The sequence below is a fragment of the Blautia faecicola genome, assembly GCF_004123145.1.
GTDB classification, from domain to species: domain Bacteria; phylum Bacillota; class Clostridia; order Lachnospirales; family Lachnospiraceae; genus Oliverpabstia; species Oliverpabstia faecicola.
Map to the genome: position 1 here is coordinate 3,235,615 of NZ_SDKC01000001.1, position 16,693 is coordinate 3,252,307.

The following is a 16,693-nucleotide window of genomic DNA, read 5'->3' on the forward strand; positions in this document are numbered from 1 at the left end:
ACTGTTCCATCTCCTTTCGGTTAAATGATAATTTAGCGGCTTAATCAACCAAACGAGTTAAAAGCAATGACTGAAGTGCTTCCAGCTTTTTGATTTCGGACTCATTGGTAAGCCTTTGGTCAAAAAATGGCTGTATTATATTGTTGAATTTTAACATTGTTTCACTATCAGGTATTGTAATAGGGAAACTCTTTAAATTAGCTTGGTTAATCTTAGGTTGTGCAGCACCAGTAACAATCGGTGCCATATTGGTATTCGCCAAGAATAGATACAAGCTATCCTCATTAAAGCCAGATTTTCCTTTTAGTATGTGTGCGTGATTGTTTGCCCAAAACTTTCCTGAGATATGTTGTATCAATGGGTGTCCATTTTCATCGACAACATAAATACCATCTTCACTAACAAGAAGATATTCTCCATCAAAGATATAGTCATCGACATAATCAACAATGGAAACTGCACCGTAATACGGATATATTCGTTCCATATCAGTTCGTTCTAATGAAGAAAGCGGCTTACGCATTGAGTCGAAGAACTCCGCAATATCTTCAACGCACCCTGTTTCCCAATTAGATGGGCAAACACCGTCAAATGGGTCATAATCAACGAACCAAGACCTAAAGATAGCTTGAACTGAGTCGAGTAAATTATCATTTATCTTCTGTTTCAAAGCTATTCTGTCGGTTATTGTCTTGTAGGCTTTCACAATATTTCTCTGCTTTTCAATATCTGGTACTGGAAGCTCAACCATACAAAGTTCATTCCAATCAAAAATCTCTCTCACACTTCCGTGTGACTTATATCTTGCATAGCGGTCAAATTCTGGTCGGCTGAACCAAAGCATAAGATATTCAGGGTCTAATTCCTCTTTATTTTCAACTTCAAAAACTGTATAAGAGCTTGAAATGATACAATCTTCTTCATCTAAATAAGCAATAGAGATTTTCTCTCCATTTCGTGAAGTAACGGGTCCGTATGCAAACTGTCCCGTTCTAACTATCTTATAATTCGATAAATCAGTTCCTACAATATTTGCGATTGACGGAATAAATTTTTTACTTATACTTACACCAAGCAACTTTGTTACGGCTAAATCCCTATTACGCTCGTCCACAAGTCGAATGTAATTGCCTAATATCTTATATTCTTTTTCCATTCCTACCACCTTAACCAATGTATTTTCTATGAGCAATTTTAACATTACTCTGCTTAACCATTGCATACTGCAATGTCGTATCTATTCTTCTATGCCCCAAGAGTTGCTGAAGCTGCTCTATCGGCATTCCTTTATCTATCGCCATTGTCGCAAGCGTTCGCCTGAATTTATGAGGGTGTACCTTATTTAGTCCCAATCGTTTTCCAAGCTGTCGTAACCTCACTTCAATACCTCCGATATTCATTCGATTATACGGAGATTGTAATGATACAAAAAGTGCCGGGTTATCGTCCTTGCGACTGTTTAGATAATTCTGCAAATGTATTTTTGTTCTTGCATCAAAATATACAATTCGTTCCTTATCGCCTTTGCCGAAAACAACACATTCTCTTTCGTTAAAATCTATATCCTCACGATTTAGTAACACCATTTCTCCGACACGCATACCCGTTGAAGCAAGCATATCAATCATTGCCAAGTCCCTGAGTTCCGTGCAATTATCCCTCATCAATTCAAGTGCTTCATCTGAATAAGTTTCTTTAATGTTCGTTCCGGTCTTAACCTTATGTATTCGCCTGACCGGACTTTTCAAAATATAATCCTCGTCCTCAAGCCAAGAGAAAAAACTGGAAAGTATTCGTCTTATATTATCTATCGTAACTTTACTGGATTTTTTCTTAGCCTGATACTCGGTCAAATAGCAACGAATATCATCGGTCACAACATATTTGATACTCTTTCCAATGCCATCAAGCATTGACTGTATCGTTGCATTATAGTATTTCAAGGTTTTCTCAGAACAGCCCTCAATACGCTTTGCCGATAGGAAAGACTCTACTAAATTCTGTTCTGAAAGTTTCTTCTCTTTTTCTGTCTTTGTTACCTCATAATCAAAAAGTGTATGTTGCAACACCTCTTGCAATCTTTCTGTCTGTGCATTATTCAAGTAAGGTAACATTCCTTGAATAACATCTGTAATTAGGTTCTGTTTCATAGTCAATTCTCCTTTTGTTTTTTAAGAGAACGACTACCAGTGGCAGTCCCTTGTTTTAACTCCCGCCACTGATGGGAGTTCTATCGTAAATGATAATTTAGAAGCACAAGCTGAGGCTATTTATAATGAGATGATAGCAAATAACTCTACTAATGGTACTATGTCTACTCTAGGAGAAATAAGCACAATAAAAACCGGCAAGTTAAACTCAGAAGCAGCTGCAATAAACGGAATATATCCCTTTTTTACCTGTTCGCAAGAAACATATCGGACAAATACTTTTTCATTTGACCAAGAAGCTGTTTTATTAGCTGGGAATAATGCAAGTGCAATCTATCCATTGAAAATATATTGTGGAAAATTTGATGTATATCAACGAACATACGTAATATCCTCAAACAACCGTTTTGTTTCAAACAAGCAATTATATTTTGTCTTAAAACAACAGTTAAATGAGTTTAAAGGCATATCCTCTGGCACTACAACAAAGTTTCTTACAATGAAAATATTGACTCCTATACCAGTAGTAATTGCTCCAGAAGATATTGCCACTTCATTTATCAATATAACAAATAAAATATTTGAAACCATATTTCAAAATCAACGTGAAATCGAGCATTTACGCGAATTGCAAATGATTGTTCTTGGGGAACTATCACGCGACTAAATTATCATTTATCTTCTGCTTTAAAGCAATTCTCTCCGTAATTGCCTTGTAGCTATTCACTATTTCAAGCTGTTTTTCGATAGTTGGAACAGGCAGTTTCATTTTCACAAACTCCTCCCAAGGCATACTCCCTCGAACACCACCAACCGCAATAAAAGCAGCTTCTCGGTCAAACTCAGGACGTTTGAACCACATATCAAGATATTCTGGTAATATTTTTCTTGTATCTTTCACACGAAAAATAGGATAAGCTGGTGACATTATTGCTACTTCATAGTCCTCTAACCTTGCAACTGGAATTTTTGAATCACGACTAACCTGCATTAAACTTACAGCAAACTCATTTTTTCTTATAATTTTGTATTTACTCAAATCAGTTCCATTGGTATTAGCAACTGATTTAATAAAACATTTATCTATACTGACACCTATAAGCTCAGTAATCGCACCATCATCATTTCTTTCATCTACTTTTTCAATTAGTTCGCTCAAGGCTCTATAATTCGATTTCATATCCCAACTCCTTAAATACAGCAAGTAAATCTGATTTGGATTTTTCCTCTTGAACAAGAAGTTCTTTAAGTTCTCCCTGCAATGACTTCATTTTTGTATCAAAGTCGATGTTTTCATCACGATTGACAAACTCAATATATCTGCTCGGCACAAGAGTAAATCCTTTTTCCTTTACTTCATCAAAAGAAGCAGAATAACAAAACTCTGGTACATTCTCATAAGTTTCCTCATAGCCTTCCTGCTGCCAGTTATGATATACACTTGTAACTTTGGCTCTATCTTCCTCTGTCAATTCAATGTACTTCTTCTCATAAGGACTGCCCATCTGTCGTAAATCCATAAAAAGTATTTCATCTTCTCGATTACGATAGCGTTTTAGCTTTCCATTCTGTTCCACAACACGAGCCTTTTTATTCTTATTGAGTACCCAAAGGGTAACGCTGATGTCTGTGGTATAGAAAAGGTTTCTCGGAAGAATAATGATTGCTTCTACCAAATGATTTTCTATAAGCTGCTGTCTGATTTTTAGCTCTGTACCATCATCAGATAATGCACCATTGGCAAGCAGGAAACCTGCTACACCGTTTTGAGAGAGTTTGGAAACAATATTCAGTATCCAACCATAGTTTGCATTACTTGTCGGCGGAACTTCATAGCCGTTCCAACGAGGGTCATCTACAAGCTCATTTTCGGCTCTCCACTGCTTCTGATTGAAAGGCGGGTTTGCCATAATGAAATCTGCTTTAAGGTCTTTGTGCTGGTCATTGGTAAATGTATTGGCTGCCATTTCTCCAAGATTTGCAGAAATACCACGGATAGCTAAGTTCATTTTTGCCAGTTTGAAAGTGGTATTTGTGTATTCCTGACCGTAAATAGACACTTTCTTTTTATTACCGCTGTGTGCTTCTACGAACTTGATGGACTGCACAAACATACCGCCCGAACCGCAACAAGGGTCATAAAGTATTCCATCGTAAGGCTCAAGCATTTCGGCAATCAGGTTTACAATACACTTTGGTGTGTAGAACTCTCCTTTACCTTTTCCTTCTGCAAGAGCGAACTTACTAAGGAAATACTCATATACACGACCTATAATGTCGTTCTCTTTATCATCTGTATTGATACGATTGATTTCATCAAGCAAAGAAGCTAACTTTGCAGTATCAATATGTAAGCGGGAGTAATAGTTATCCGGCAAAGCACCTTTCAGTGCCGGGTTGTTCTTTTCAATCGTATAAAGTGCTGTATCTATCTTCAGGGCAATATCGTCCTGCTTTGCATTTTCAATAATGTACTTCCAACGGCTTTCTTCAGGAAGATAGAATACATTTTCCTGAGTATAAAACGGCTTCATATCCGCATACTTTTCGCCGTGTGCAGCAATAATTTTATTACGGCATTCCTCAAACTTGTCACTAGCAAATTTAAGGAAGAATAAACTCAGAACAACGTGCTTATACTCCGCAGGCTCAACAGAACCTCTCAGTTTATCAGCACTTTTCCAAAGTGCTTCTTCCATTGATATTTCTTTCTTTGGTTTAGCAGCCCTTGCCATCTATAATTACCTCCGTGTTTTAATCTTCATCTAAAATAACTTCGCATATATCTCCGATGTCACAATGAAACACCTGACATATCCTCATCAATACTTCAAGAGATACTGGCTCATTCTTATTTATCTTCGTTGCAGCGTATGATGTGATTTCGGCTGCACGCATTAAATCCTGTCTTTTCATTTGATTGTCAATCATAAGTTTTTGAAGTTTGTTATAGCATATCTTCATCAGTAACACCTCTTCATCTTATAATTCTTCTTCGTTACAGTTAACCATTTAACATTATATATTAAATTTTCAGGCATTTCAAGATTTCAGACAGAAATGTAACCTTTCAGACACTAAGGTGTCACTTTTTGCAAACACCTAATGCAACTCTTCTAAAGAATAATAAAAATGAGATGCCGAAGCACCTCAATTATACATTCTATTATTAACATTCAATGCAATCATTGCTATGACCTTTTCTATCGGCGGCTCTTTTCCGTCCGGTGCAACTGCTTTCCAAAAAGCTATTGCTTCCGGTTCAGCACTTTTCATTGCTTCCCGAATGGCAAACTGCATTTCCTCTTTTACTGCTTTTTCGGTTGTTCCATTTTCTTTTGCTATTTGTCTGAAAATGTCGTTCACTTCTACTTCCTCCTATGTCTATTAGTATGTGTCTATCACTGACAGTTGTTGTTATAGCATATTTGCTCTGTCGAAGTCCCGAAAAATTTGTCGATAGCTGAAATTTTTTATACTGAAAAAAAGAAAGCTCGTCGATTAGGACGAACTTCTGTGTTTTATGGAAGTATTTGCTTTGACTGCTTCACAAGTGTATCTATGACTTCATAAATTCTGTTTCTATCTTCAGGAACAAGTTTTTCAAGCTTCTCATTCAGCATTGAGTTCTTGACTGTATATCCCGTTTCCAGAACATCTGTAAGAACCATATCCGATGATACACCTAAAGCATTTACTATCTTTATGAAAGTTTCGAGTGACGGAATTTTCTCTCCACGCTCAACCATACCAATATAATTTGTTGTCAAATCTGTTTTCTCAGCCAAATCTTCTTGGCGTAATTTCCTCGCAAGTCGGAACTTTCTTATATTCTTGCCGATTGTATCGAGCTTCATCACATCACCTCCCTTAGTGTGTTTCCATAACTAATAGTATAGGTTAAGTCGATTTCAAATCACACGCACCCAAAGGAAGTCAAACCAACTATTAGTGATGATTCCCAACTATTTTTATGTTATACTATAAAAGTAGTAATTCACGATTGTTAATGGCGAAAGACAAATCACAACCCAAGAGCCAAGTTAAACAATCTCCATAGAATAAACTTAGGGGTAAAAGGAATGGACGAACAAAAGATAATATTCAGTAATCGGTTTGAAAAAGAGAAATTTGAGGATTACAAAACAGATTTGGGAACTGGCAACACAATCACTCCTGACTTTACGGAAGCTGATGATTTTTTTAAATTTATACAGAAGAACCGCAGAAGTGTTCCAAGTAAAGAGCGAATTGCTGACAAGGATAAATTTATCAAAACCGTTTACGAACTATCCAATAGCTTTGAAATTGACGCTGACCTGATAGAATTTGCCGAGGGATATATCGCCAACATCTATGTAGATTATGCCTGCTACACTGGATATATCAAGAAGCTGTTAGCAATTCTTTTTATCCTTGCCGATGATATTTCCTTTTTAGACGGCAGTAAAGAAAATGCCGATATGCTTTTTAGCTTCACTTATCACACACACCATATTTTCCTGAATAACAGAGAAACAACTGATTTCTCATAATGTACCCGATGGCTACTCAACTGAGCAGCCATCTTTTCAATTTTCCAGACACCGTCTGGAATTTTTAATATGCCGGAATACCGTATCCATAGATATTGCTGCTTCCGACTGCGTACTGTCTTTGCTTGCAGGCGTCGCCTGAGTTGCCCTCTACGGTATAAACTGTGCCATTCTCACACTTCTCTACGATACCAACGTGGTCTGTTGTACCGTCGCCTTCCCAATCAAAGAAGATAATATCTCCTACCTTTGGTTCATAAGTGCGGTCTTGCCATTTTCCATTTGACTTAAACCAGTTTGCACCATCCACGCAACCTGCAAATTTCGGAACAAGTCCGCTTTCAATATACCCGCATTGGTCAGCACACCAAGATACGAAGCAGGCACACCATTCCACTCGACTATTAAAGCCGTACCAGCTCCAGTAAGGTTGTCCGCCCTGATTGCCTAGCTGTGTCAAGGCAACCTCAACAATCGCCTGATTACCTCCGGCAGTAAAGGCTCGCCCATACGGATAGTATCTCAAAACGTGAGCCGGATATTGGGTATCTCCATAACTGTCCCAACCAAGCCTTTGTGCCTGCTGAGTGGAAAACTCCACTGCATTGGCATAAGAATAACCGCCATACTTTGTTTTTGCCCAAGAAATATACCCATTACCGAAGTTGTAGCCTTGCAAGGCAAGTTTGATATGCTCCATATCTATCGGACTTTCCACTTCTGCCGAAGTAAGAGCCGCTTTCAATTCCTGAACTCCACACTGGATAGAATATTCAGGGTCTTTAATTCCATTGGGTTCGTGCGGATACTTCGTATTGAAACTTCCTTCTGCTGCCTGCATAGGGTCAAGTCCTCTGCCGCCGCTTTCCTGCATCATAACCGCCTTGATAAGTTCTACATACTCAGGAATGCCGTACTCTTTGGCATATTTCTGTATGATGGGTTCATAGGCTTCTACCTCTGCACTTACCGGAGTATAGGAATTACTGTCACTTCCTCCTCCAAACATTGCTACGGCAGCACCAAACAACACGACAATCATAATAATCAGCACCGCTATCCAACCGCCTGCTGCGATTGCTGCTACAAGTGCTTTTGTCCCTGCAATAATCGCTTTGACTGTCGCAACAGTAGCTTTCGCTGTGGCTTTGACGGTATCTGCTGTGGCTTTTGCTGCTTTCTTTGCCGCCTGAGCCGCTTTCTGTGTTGCTTTGGCTGTTGTTTTTGCTGTTTTCTGTGCTATAACGGCAGCTTCCTTTGTGGTCTTAATAGAAGTCTTTGCCGTTTGTTCCGCAGTCTTTACCGACCTCTGAACAGTATTGGTTGCACCTTTCGATACGGTCTTGACTGTCGTATTTCCTGCCGACCTTGCAGACTGTTTAATTGTTTTCTCCGTACGCTCCAGAGTTCGGATGCTCTGTTTTCCGACAGGATTGACCGATTGTTTCTGAAGCTGTTTCTCTGCACGCTTGGTCTTGAAATTCTCAATTCCCGTTTTGGCTTTCTGATAATTCTGTCTTGTTTCACGCACACCCCATCTGCCGACCTTATCTGCACGGTATGCTGTTTCATGAACAGTCCTATCCGTTGCCACTTCGATTTTATCAGAAGCATATTCCTCTGCGGAATTTTCCGAAGCATTCGTGGAATGCTCTGCCTTATCTTTCGTCATCACATAGGCTTTCTTCATTCGCTCCGTGGCAACTGCCGCCTTATTTATGGTCTTGATTGTACCTTTGCTTGTATCTCTTGTTTTTATATCAGCCATCGGTTTCCTCCTTTCTCGAAAAATAATAGAGAGTGGGGTTTAATCCACTCTCTTAGCGACAACAACAAGCCTGCCATTGTTTCTTGAATATTCACAAGTAGAAAGAGAAATCAGCTTGTCGCCATACTCTGCCGATACTCCGGTATCATACAAAGAAAGTTCCTTGCACTTAGCAACATACGCATCAAACTCTGCCGCATTTTCTGCGTCCGTAAACTCATAATACTTAAAGCTATCGGAGCTGTCTGTATAAACGACTGTCTTAAAGACTGCAATCACTTCATACTGGTGTCTGTCCGTCAGTGTATCAAAGGTAATAGTCTTATGACCTTCCCAAAAGCTCTTGTTTCTGTACTTCATCAGTCCCGTAAACATCGAACCGTCATTCATGTGGTGTCCGTAAATAATGATGTTGTCTGAAGGTTTCTGCACATCGCAATTTTCCTGCACATACGGGCAGCCATAAGCGGAATAGGTCTTATCAAACTTGTGCTTCAGGTAGAAATTCGGCTCATTTACAGACTGCACGACCGGATAGTTGATATTGGTATCCTCAACCTTTATCCAACCCACCATATCCTCATTCTGCCGATAGAGTTCAAGATATTCTGCAAGATAGTCCTTATCTTCCGAAAACGTCACGCCCTCATTTTCCTTTGGCGGCTCGTCCTGCACAATCTCCGCAAGGTTATCATAGACTTCATTCTGCTTGGCAGAGTCAATGTGATTACGGATAATAAAGAAGCTGCTTACAGACAACACTACCGTAAACACCATCGCAATAATAATATAGATTTTTCTGCTCATTTTCTCTTACCTTTCCATATCGTTTCTCTTAGGTGGAGTCAAATCTCTGCAATACTCCGGATACCTCAACTTGATACCCTCCATAAAATACGGAGCATATCCGCAACAGAACAGTTCCTCCGGTGTATAGAGATTTTCCCTGCCTTCTTCCGTAAATCCATTCCAGAGATTAAAGGCAAGGTGGCAGACCTTGACTGTGCCACTTGTCTGCCAACCGCCGTGCATACCTTCCGGTATGATGCAATCCCTCTTAAAATCAAACATCTTTCCGATGTTCATTCTTGTTTCTTCTGAAATACCCATCACATAGAAAAATGCTCTGTGATAGCAGTCGTTGACTTTGCACTTATCCAGATTTTCCAATACAAAATCTCTGTGTGCAGCATTGCGAAATTGAATCTTAGACATTGTAAATCCCTCCTTATGCTTCGCCTGGTTTGGTTGTCATCAGTTTATAAAGTTTCGTGTTCTTAGGGAATTTGTTTGCAAACGGTACAAGCGAACTTCCCACCTTGATAAGTCCGTGTCCTGCTTCCACATTCGTGATATAGGACATCTGGAGGTCAGAAATATTCAGAAGTTTTGCAAGCTCAAGCCTGTCTGTGGAAGCCTGATTCAGCATAATGATGAACTCTGAGTTTGCAAGCATTGTTCTCGCTGTGTGGCTCTGCAAAAGGTCATCGACATTCTGAGTGATTCCACTTGCGTATGCACCGTATTTTCTCACACGCTTCCACAAGGTAAAGAGGAAGTTTGCAGAGTATTCGTGCTGGAACAGAAGATAAATCTCATCAATGAAGATAAAGGTGTTCTTACCCTTTGCACGGTTCTGTGTGATACGGTTCAGGATAGAGTCAAGGACAACAAGCATACCAATCGGCATAAGCTGTTTACCCAAATCAAGAATGTCATAGCAGATAAGGCGATTATTGGTATCCACATTCGTCTGCTTTGCAAAGGTATTCAGAGAACCGTGTGTGAAAAGTTCAATGGCAAGTGCCAGTTCCTTTGCTTCCGGTTCGTCCTGCTGCAAAAGTTCTGCCCTGAAATCCTGCAAGGTCGGTATATGTCCCTGATAGTCATTCTGCTGATAACTGCGATACACGCTTGCCGTGCAACGGTCAATGATAGACTTCTGCTTCGCTCCGAGATTTGTTCCTCCGATAAGCTGTTCACAAAGGGACATAATAAACTCGGATTTCAAAATGACAGGGTTTGCACCGTCGCCGTAATCCTTATTCATATCCATTGCATTGATGTGATTGTCGGAAGTAGCAGAAATATTGATTACCTCTCCGCCCATTGCATTGACAAGCTGTGAATACTCTCGCTCAGGGTCGATGATGATAATATCTGCGTCTGAAGAAAGCACCTGATTGATGATTTCTCCCTTTGCCGCAAATGACTTACCGCCACCAGATACACCGAGAATAAAGGAGTTACCATTCAAAAGTTGCTTACGGTCTGCGATAATCATATTTTTGCTGATAACATTCTGACCGTAATAGATACCGTTCTCGTGGAAAATATCCTGCACCCTGAATGGGATAAATACCGAAAGGCTCTCTGTTGTAAGTGTTCTGAAGGCATCAATCTTTCTTGTTCCAAACGGCATTACCGTGTTGAGTCCATCTACCTGCTGAAATCTCAGTGTTGCAAACTGGCAAAGATGTTTTCTTGCTGTGGTAAGCAACGCTTCCGTATCATTCTCAAGCTGTTCCTTACTGTCTGCTGTAATAACCATTGTGATAACAGCGAACATCATTCTCTGGTCACGGGTCGTAAGGTCATCGAGGAACTCTTTCATTTCTTTCTTCTGCTGCTCCATATCATACGGAACAGTTGCAGAGAAGTTGTTATTGGCATTCTGCCTACGCTGCCAGTTTGTGATATTGGTTTCCACACCAAGCAGACGGTTTTCTGCTTCCTTTACTGCTTCATCAGTCGGAACAGGAACAATATCAATAGACATCATCAGATTTCTGTTCATATCCGTAAGTTCCGCTACCATACTGTCCTTGATATAGGACGCATATTCACGAAGAAAAAGGACTCTTCCATAACGGTTTCCCATCTTGAAATAGTCCTTTTCAAATTCCATTGTGTCGGGGCAGATATAATCCTTAAAATCGTGTCCCTTTTTTCTTGTTTCCTTAATATCAAAGTGAAAAGAACTTTCTTCTCCCACACGATAGAAGTCGTGGAAAATACGAAGTCTTTCGTCTGTTTCCAGTTCCACACACTTACTTCCAAGCCTGCCGAAGTGAGCAATCAAATCTGCACCGACACGGGCAAAATAAGTTCTTGCGTCCTCCACACTCTTTTTGTTGATGGAAATGGTAATATACTTATCCTGAACAATGGAGTTTGCACCCGTTGCCTTATCAAGAAGCATTTTGTTGTATTCTTCTCGATACTCGTCCAGATTATCTCCGGTTGTCGGAATAAGGATTGTCTGCTCAAAATCCAGTCTGTTGAGCCGACGATTATTGATTGTGATTTTTGTCGTTGCACCACTGTCAAGAGAGTTCAGAAGTTCGGAATATTCAAGGAACATCGCTTCCTTATCCTCACGGCTCGCCACTGCATAGTTAATATCTGTAAAGCGGTAGGTCTTTGAATATTTATCCTTTCCCACTTTGAAAATGCCATCATCAAAGATAGCTGCTACGGGAATCACGTCCTGCACCCCTTTCGGTACAACAAATTTTTCTTTATCCTGCTTAAACAGGTTCGTAAGAGTCTTAATCATTTGACTTCAATACCTCCTTCTGTTTCTGTTCAATGCTTGGCTTCATCAGTTCGTAATACACATTGGTGGAGTGGAACACCAGCTTCTTCGGCATTAAAAGCTCCGCCTTTATCCACGCATAGATTGCTTTTTCTGCGGTCATACCGTTGTACTTCACAAAACCAAGTGCCGCAAACGGAGCAGCACCCAAAATGCACACCCACGATACGGTTTCCGTGCCAACATACGGTCTGAGCAAGAAATACAGTCCTACTGCAACGCCACAAGCGAGAACAGAAAAAATGAACTGTCTGAGCGACAGTCCAAAAAACATTGACTCTGTATAATTTCTGATTTCTCGGTTAATTTTTACTTCCATATCTGTTTCCTTTCCTGCGGTTTCGGTCTTTCTCCCTCACGCATTTATCATTCAGGCAAAAGACTTTGCCTTTTCGTTTACCGCCATAGTAAACGCATTTCTTACAATCTCTTTGGTTCATCTCAAAATCTCTCCTTAAAGTCCCATCATCTCTCGGATAATACGGTCAGACATTTTTACTGCACCGACAAGAACAAGCATATTAAATACCAATTCCCCGATATATGCCCACACCTGCGTAACTGCTGTTGCATCAGGATTCACTACTGGTGGCGATGAAGCAAATACGGAGAAAATAATACAAGCAAGTACAATGACTGCTCCTTCAAGCAGAACGGCACAATAGCTCTTGATAAAACTCTTGCCTACATTCTGTGTCGGTTCTCCTGCAAATGTGGAAAGTGGTATCGGTGCAAGTGCTGTGTACATATAAAGTTTGAAAAATCGTCCATACACTGTCATTATCAGAATGAACGAAAGCACTGTGATAAATAATCCTCCGATAAGCGTTACCGCCCACAAGGGAATACTCTCGAAAAATCCGCAATCTTCTATGGTCGTTACCATCTCTGCGGGCAAGGTCGTCTGTTCCGGAGTTCCAAATCCGGCAGCATTCATAATGGTTGAAATTGTCCCTTGCACGATATTAAATAGTGCAAGCATAAGCTCCATTCCGTATGTGATAACTCCTTTCGCCAATGCAAAACGAACAAAGAGTTTTAAAGCGTGTTCCGGTTTCTTCACATCTGTAAAACTTCCGCAGGTCTTTACCATACCTATCACAAAAAACAATACAAGTAAGGCAAGCCCGATAGCCTGAACCGCACCATTGATGTCAACGATAACCTTCCAGATATTCCCGCCCTTAAAGTTCTGCGGTGTAGTTGTGATGAGCGTCCATATTTCCGACAGTTTTTCATTCCAAGTTTCAAGGGCATTTTCAAGATTTTGAACTACCCAGTTATCACTCATTCAAAGCACCTCCTTACAATTAAGAGGTGTACCTTAACTTGGCACACCCCTCGATAACTGTGTAACTCTTATCTTAGCCTGTGATAAGAGTAAGGATTTCTTTCGCAAAAGTGATAATGACACCACCCGCAAGAGTCAGGAAGCCATTGGCTCTCTGAGAAGGGTCGTGAGATTTGAGTGAAAGACCGACCTGCACGATACCAAAGCCAAGCAAAATCATACCGATGGCACGGATAAGTCCGAAGATAAAATCGGACAGATTATTTACTACGGTAAGCGGGTCATTCGCTGCAAATGCAGTCGTTGTCATTCCAAGTGCCAACGCACCGACAATGACCATTGTGCAGTAAGCACGGAAGCCTTTCTTAACCTTTCCGGTCATAGGCAGTTTCTTCGTTTCCTGAATGTCAGTTGCTTTTTTCTTAAAAATAGTCATAGTTGAATACCTCCAAAATTTAATTTGTTTGATTGTTTATGAACAGAGCTTCCATCTCCTCATCGGAAAGAAGTTCCCAGTTCGTTTCTTCCATTTCCTTTTCAGGAAGTGTTGCAGGGTCAATGTCCCAAATGGCAATCGAAGCAATATCTTTTGTGACTTCTCCGTGCTTATAAGGACTTGCCTTTCCGTCTGTGGTAAGTGCCACATTTGGGTGTTTCATAATGTCATATTTGAAATCCATAATGGGTCTTTCCCCACGGATAAATAAAATAGCGTACTGATTATCGAGCATACGCACCTCATCAGGGGTAAGTAACTCTCTGCCGCTAATCTGATAGTTGGTGGAATAATTACCGCTTCTTCCGGTACTCTTTCCGAACGTGTTGGTATCAATGGTTTCCTTGCCCAACAGCTCCGACACATATTTATGGGTTGACTGCTCATTTCCACCAAGGTAAAGAAATTCGTCGCAGTTACCCACAATGCTCTCCCACTGTTTTTCAAACAAGGCTTTAAGCTGTGCCAAGTTCTGTAAGATGATACTTACCGATACCCCACGGGAACGCATAACCGACAGTATCTTGTCGAAGTCGTCCGGCAGTGAAACATTGGCAAATTCGTCCATCATAAAATGAACAGGCATCGGCAGACAACCGCCGTGGATATGGTCGGCTGCATAAAACAACTGCTGAAAGAGCTGTGTGTAAAGAATGGATACCAAGAAGTTGAAACTAGAGTCGTTATCCGGTATCAGTGCAAACAGTGCCACCTTTTTCTCTCCGAGTGACTGTAAATCCAGTTCATCGGCAGAGGTAAGAGCAGCAAGACTTTCCAAGTTAAACTTTTCAAGCCTTGCTGCAAGGGTTATCTGTATGGATTTTAATGTTTTGGAAGAACCGGAATGATAAGAGTGGTAATACTTCAAAGCAATGTGGTCAGGATTATCTATCATCAAATCCGAAAACAGATTATCAAGCGGAGAAGGACTTGGGTCGTCCTCGTCCTCAATCGCCCCGGCTCTGAGCATTTCCATTACCATCGCAAAATTCTGTTCTTCCGGCGGTGCTTCATAATGCAGATAAAATACAAGTGCAAGCAGAAGCATTGACGCTGCCGTATCCCAAAATGGGTCATTGCTCTGTGAACCTTTCGGAGTGGTACTCTTAAAAAGATTGGTTACGAGCTTCTGCACATCATTGTCATTCTGCAAATAAACAAAAGGATTGTAACAATGGCTTTTCTCCATTGAAATCAAATCAAGCACACGCACTTCGTAACCTTTCTTCTCAAGAAGATGTCCCGTATCTCGCAGGATTTCCCCTTTCGGGTCTAATATCACATAGCTGTTTCTTGCAGCGTTCATAATATTAGGCTTTGCATAAAATCTTGTCTTACCTGCACCGGAGCCACCGCACACAAGCGTATTCAGATTTCGTCTGTGCTTCTTGGCATTAAGTCCAATGCACACATTCTGAGTCATCAGCTTATTTTCTGACAGCGGCTTTTGTCGGTACTTTTTATCAATGGCTCTGACATTGCCCCATTTGGCAGAACCGTGTTCCTCTCGTCTGCGGTAATTCTTTCTTGTTGAGAAATAAATCCCGATACCCATTCCATAGCATAAAAGTAAAATGAGGACAGTTTTCAGGCTGTCCCCACATAATTTTATGGAAAATGGATTATCAAAGAGTGTCGCAAGATTGGCTGCTATCTCCGGCAATCCTCCGCTTATGGAAGGTGCAATCAGAAGTGCCAGCCATATGACCGGAACGATACCGACAATGGATAAAATAATGGCAGTCTGCCTGTCATTATCTCGCTTCATCTGAGCGTTTCCTTTCAATCACTTTGAACTTTTTCAATGGGGCATTTCCGACTTTTACAAGCAGGTCGTCTACTGCGTCTGCGGACTTGCCTTCCTCCATCAACTTTGTTTTCTCATCGTTTAAGGAGCGAATGACAACACCGTGTTCATAATCGTCCAAAGCAATGTGGTAGAGTTTTTCTTTTTCCATATCTGCCCTCCGTTATCTCTCATAGTCCTTTGAACGCTCCTGCTTCTTGCGGAACATTTCATCAGAGATATGACTGTGAATTTCTGCCATTGCATTTCGTGTCTTGGAAAGCTCCGCACGGATTTCTTTCGGCTCTTTGGAAGCCAGTCCCTCCGGAATACGGTTAATTGCAAAATTCTGTGTATCTACGCCATACTTCTTGCAAATCATATATCCGATACACACTGCCTGAAAGCCCATATCCCTGCGGCTGTAACTTTCGCTGTTGATGGAAAGCTGTGCGTGTCCAAGTTCCTGAGCGACACACTGAGCAACTGCTACGCTGTCGCCCACATTACGCTTCACATACAAGGTCTGCTTTTCATTATTATAGAAAGCTGCCATATTCGGATACGGAAGTTCATCGGTTGCCGCAACCTCCACCGGAGATACATCAAGCATTGTCGTGATAAGTGCTTTCGGGTCACGGTTTGCTGATACTGCCGGAGCTTTTCTTCCATTTGTCTGCGTAACATCAAATACCTTTTTGACATTGTAGGAAATACCCGGAGAACCATCTGCTCTTGTGTATTCCACTGGTTCAAGGATAGAAATACTCTTTGCCCCTTTGGTAATCTTCACATTGTCCTTACCCCAATCATCAAAATCTTTAAGCTGTGTCGCCTGCGGATACTGACTGTAAATAAGGAGAGCATTTGCTGCGGAATATCTGTCCATTCGACTCTGCGTATCAAGAAAGTTCTTGAACTTCTCAGGGTCACTCACAATCTCACGGGCAGCATCATCAATCATCTGATAGACTTTTTCTTTTTCTGCTCGCTTCTTTTCTGCATACTCCTCTTTGGATAATCTTGGCTGATTACCGCCAGCCTTTGCGGGTTTGAAATCATTTGTCAT

19 protein-coding genes are annotated in these 16,693 nt (G+C 40.8%); 2 read left to right on the top strand and 17 right to left on the bottom strand.

The features are described 5' to 3' along the window. Positions 1–40: 40 nt before the first annotated feature. Both ETP43_RS14545 and xerA read right to left on the bottom strand, forming a co-directional pair. A complete protein-coding gene (locus tag ETP43_RS14545; RefSeq protein WP_129258899.1) occupies positions 41–1,156 on the bottom strand; it encodes a restriction endonuclease subunit S in 1,116 nt (371 codons plus the stop codon). A gap of 10 nt (positions 1,157–1,166) precedes the next feature. After that, on the bottom strand, positions 1,167–2,150 hold the full coding sequence (xerA, locus tag ETP43_RS14550; RefSeq protein ID WP_129258901.1) for a site-specific tyrosine recombinase/integron integrase: 984 nt from the start codon (positions 2,148–2,150) through the stop codon (positions 1,167–1,169). Positions 2,151–2,280: 130 nt separating this feature from the next. Here xerA and ETP43_RS14555 point away from each other — a divergent pair, with 130 nt between their 5' ends. Further along, positions 2,281–2,817: a restriction endonuclease subunit S gene (locus ETP43_RS14555; RefSeq protein ID WP_207668927.1), complete on the top strand. Its 537-nt coding sequence runs from the start codon at positions 2,281–2,283 to the stop codon at positions 2,815–2,817. Here ETP43_RS14555 and ETP43_RS14560 read toward each other — a convergent pair. The 5 genes from ETP43_RS14560 to ETP43_RS14580 form a co-directional block, all read right to left on the bottom strand. Next, positions 2,806–3,330 (bottom strand): restriction endonuclease subunit S domain-containing protein, encoded by a 525-nt coding sequence (locus tag ETP43_RS14560; RefSeq protein ID WP_129258904.1) that lies wholly within the window; start codon positions 3,328–3,330, stop codon positions 2,806–2,808. The two genes, ETP43_RS14555 and ETP43_RS14560, sit on opposite strands and share 12 nt — an antisense overlap. Further along, the gene (locus tag ETP43_RS14565) at positions 3,314–4,885 is read right to left on the bottom strand and encodes a type I restriction-modification system subunit M (RefSeq protein WP_129258906.1); all 1,572 of its coding nucleotides are present in this window, start codon (positions 4,883–4,885) and stop codon (positions 3,314–3,316) included. Before ETP43_RS14565 ends, ETP43_RS14560 begins: the two co-directional genes overlap by 17 nt. A gap of 19 nt (positions 4,886–4,904) precedes the next feature. Next, positions 4,905–5,114, bottom strand: coding sequence for a helix-turn-helix domain-containing protein (locus ETP43_RS14570; protein ID WP_002587820.1), 210 nt, complete (start codon positions 5,112–5,114; stop codon positions 4,905–4,907). Between the two features lie 186 nt (positions 5,115–5,300). After that, positions 5,301–5,516, bottom strand: coding sequence for a hypothetical protein (locus tag ETP43_RS14575; RefSeq protein WP_002594687.1), 216 nt, complete (start codon positions 5,514–5,516; stop codon positions 5,301–5,303). Between the two features lie 155 nt (positions 5,517–5,671). Continuing rightward, complete coding sequence (locus ETP43_RS14580; RefSeq protein ID WP_055215124.1) at positions 5,672–6,007, bottom strand: helix-turn-helix domain-containing protein; 336 nt, start codon at positions 6,005–6,007, stop codon at positions 5,672–5,674. A gap of 225 nt (positions 6,008–6,232) precedes the next feature. Between ETP43_RS14580 and ETP43_RS14585 the strand changes: the two genes are divergently transcribed. Then, entirely contained in the window at positions 6,233–6,685 is a 453-nt protein-coding gene (locus ETP43_RS14585) for a hypothetical protein (RefSeq protein WP_129258913.1), read from the top strand. A gap of 64 nt (positions 6,686–6,749) precedes the next feature. On the opposite strand, the gene ETP43_RS14590 is transcribed toward ETP43_RS14585, so the two are convergent. From ETP43_RS14590 to ETP43_RS14635, 10 genes are all read right to left on the bottom strand, one after another. Continuing rightward, on the bottom strand, positions 6,750–8,453 hold the full coding sequence (locus ETP43_RS14590; protein WP_129258915.1) for a lysozyme family protein: 1,704 nt from the start codon (positions 8,451–8,453) through the stop codon (positions 6,750–6,752). A gap of 39 nt (positions 8,454–8,492) precedes the next feature. Continuing rightward, positions 8,493–9,260: a class B sortase gene (gene srtB / locus ETP43_RS14595; protein WP_129258917.1), complete on the bottom strand. Its 768-nt coding sequence runs from the start codon at positions 9,258–9,260 to the stop codon at positions 8,493–8,495. A gap of 6 nt (positions 9,261–9,266) precedes the next feature. Further along, a complete protein-coding gene (locus tag ETP43_RS14600) occupies positions 9,267–9,668 on the bottom strand; it encodes a DUF6075 family protein (protein WP_002594682.1) in 402 nt (133 codons plus the stop codon). A 13-nt stretch (positions 9,669–9,681) separates the two neighbouring features. Then, a complete protein-coding gene (locus ETP43_RS14605; RefSeq protein WP_055062744.1) occupies positions 9,682–12,012 on the bottom strand; it encodes a VirB4-like conjugal transfer ATPase, CD1110 family in 2,331 nt (776 codons plus the stop codon). Beyond that, the gene (locus tag ETP43_RS14610) at positions 12,005–12,370 is read right to left on the bottom strand and encodes a PrgI family protein (RefSeq protein ID WP_129258919.1); all 366 of its coding nucleotides are present in this window, start codon (positions 12,368–12,370) and stop codon (positions 12,005–12,007) included. The genes ETP43_RS14605 and ETP43_RS14610 overlap by 8 nt, the downstream gene beginning before the upstream one ends. A 135-nt stretch (positions 12,371–12,505) precedes the next feature. After that, positions 12,506–13,342 carry a hypothetical protein gene (locus ETP43_RS14615; protein WP_066556926.1) on the bottom strand — a complete coding sequence of 279 codons (837 nt, stop codon included), beginning with the start codon at positions 13,340–13,342 and terminating at the stop codon, positions 12,506–12,508. A 73-nt stretch (positions 13,343–13,415) separates the two neighbouring features. Further along, positions 13,416–13,778, bottom strand: a complete 363-nt coding sequence (locus ETP43_RS14620; RefSeq protein WP_015512775.1) for a hypothetical protein — start codon at positions 13,776–13,778, stop codon at positions 13,416–13,418. 19 nt (positions 13,779–13,797) lie between these two features. Then, positions 13,798–15,606, bottom strand: a complete 1,809-nt coding sequence (locus tag ETP43_RS14625; protein WP_008789328.1) for a VirD4-like conjugal transfer protein, CD1115 family — start codon at positions 15,604–15,606, stop codon at positions 13,798–13,800. Then, positions 15,593–15,796 (bottom strand): hypothetical protein, encoded by a 204-nt coding sequence (locus ETP43_RS14630; RefSeq protein WP_008789327.1) that lies wholly within the window; start codon positions 15,794–15,796, stop codon positions 15,593–15,595. Before ETP43_RS14630 ends, ETP43_RS14625 begins: the two co-directional genes overlap by 14 nt. Positions 15,797–15,808: 12 nt before the next feature. Next, on the bottom strand, positions 15,809–16,693 hold the full coding sequence (locus tag ETP43_RS14635) for a hypothetical protein (RefSeq protein ID WP_055215114.1): 885 nt from the start codon (positions 16,691–16,693) through the stop codon (positions 15,809–15,811).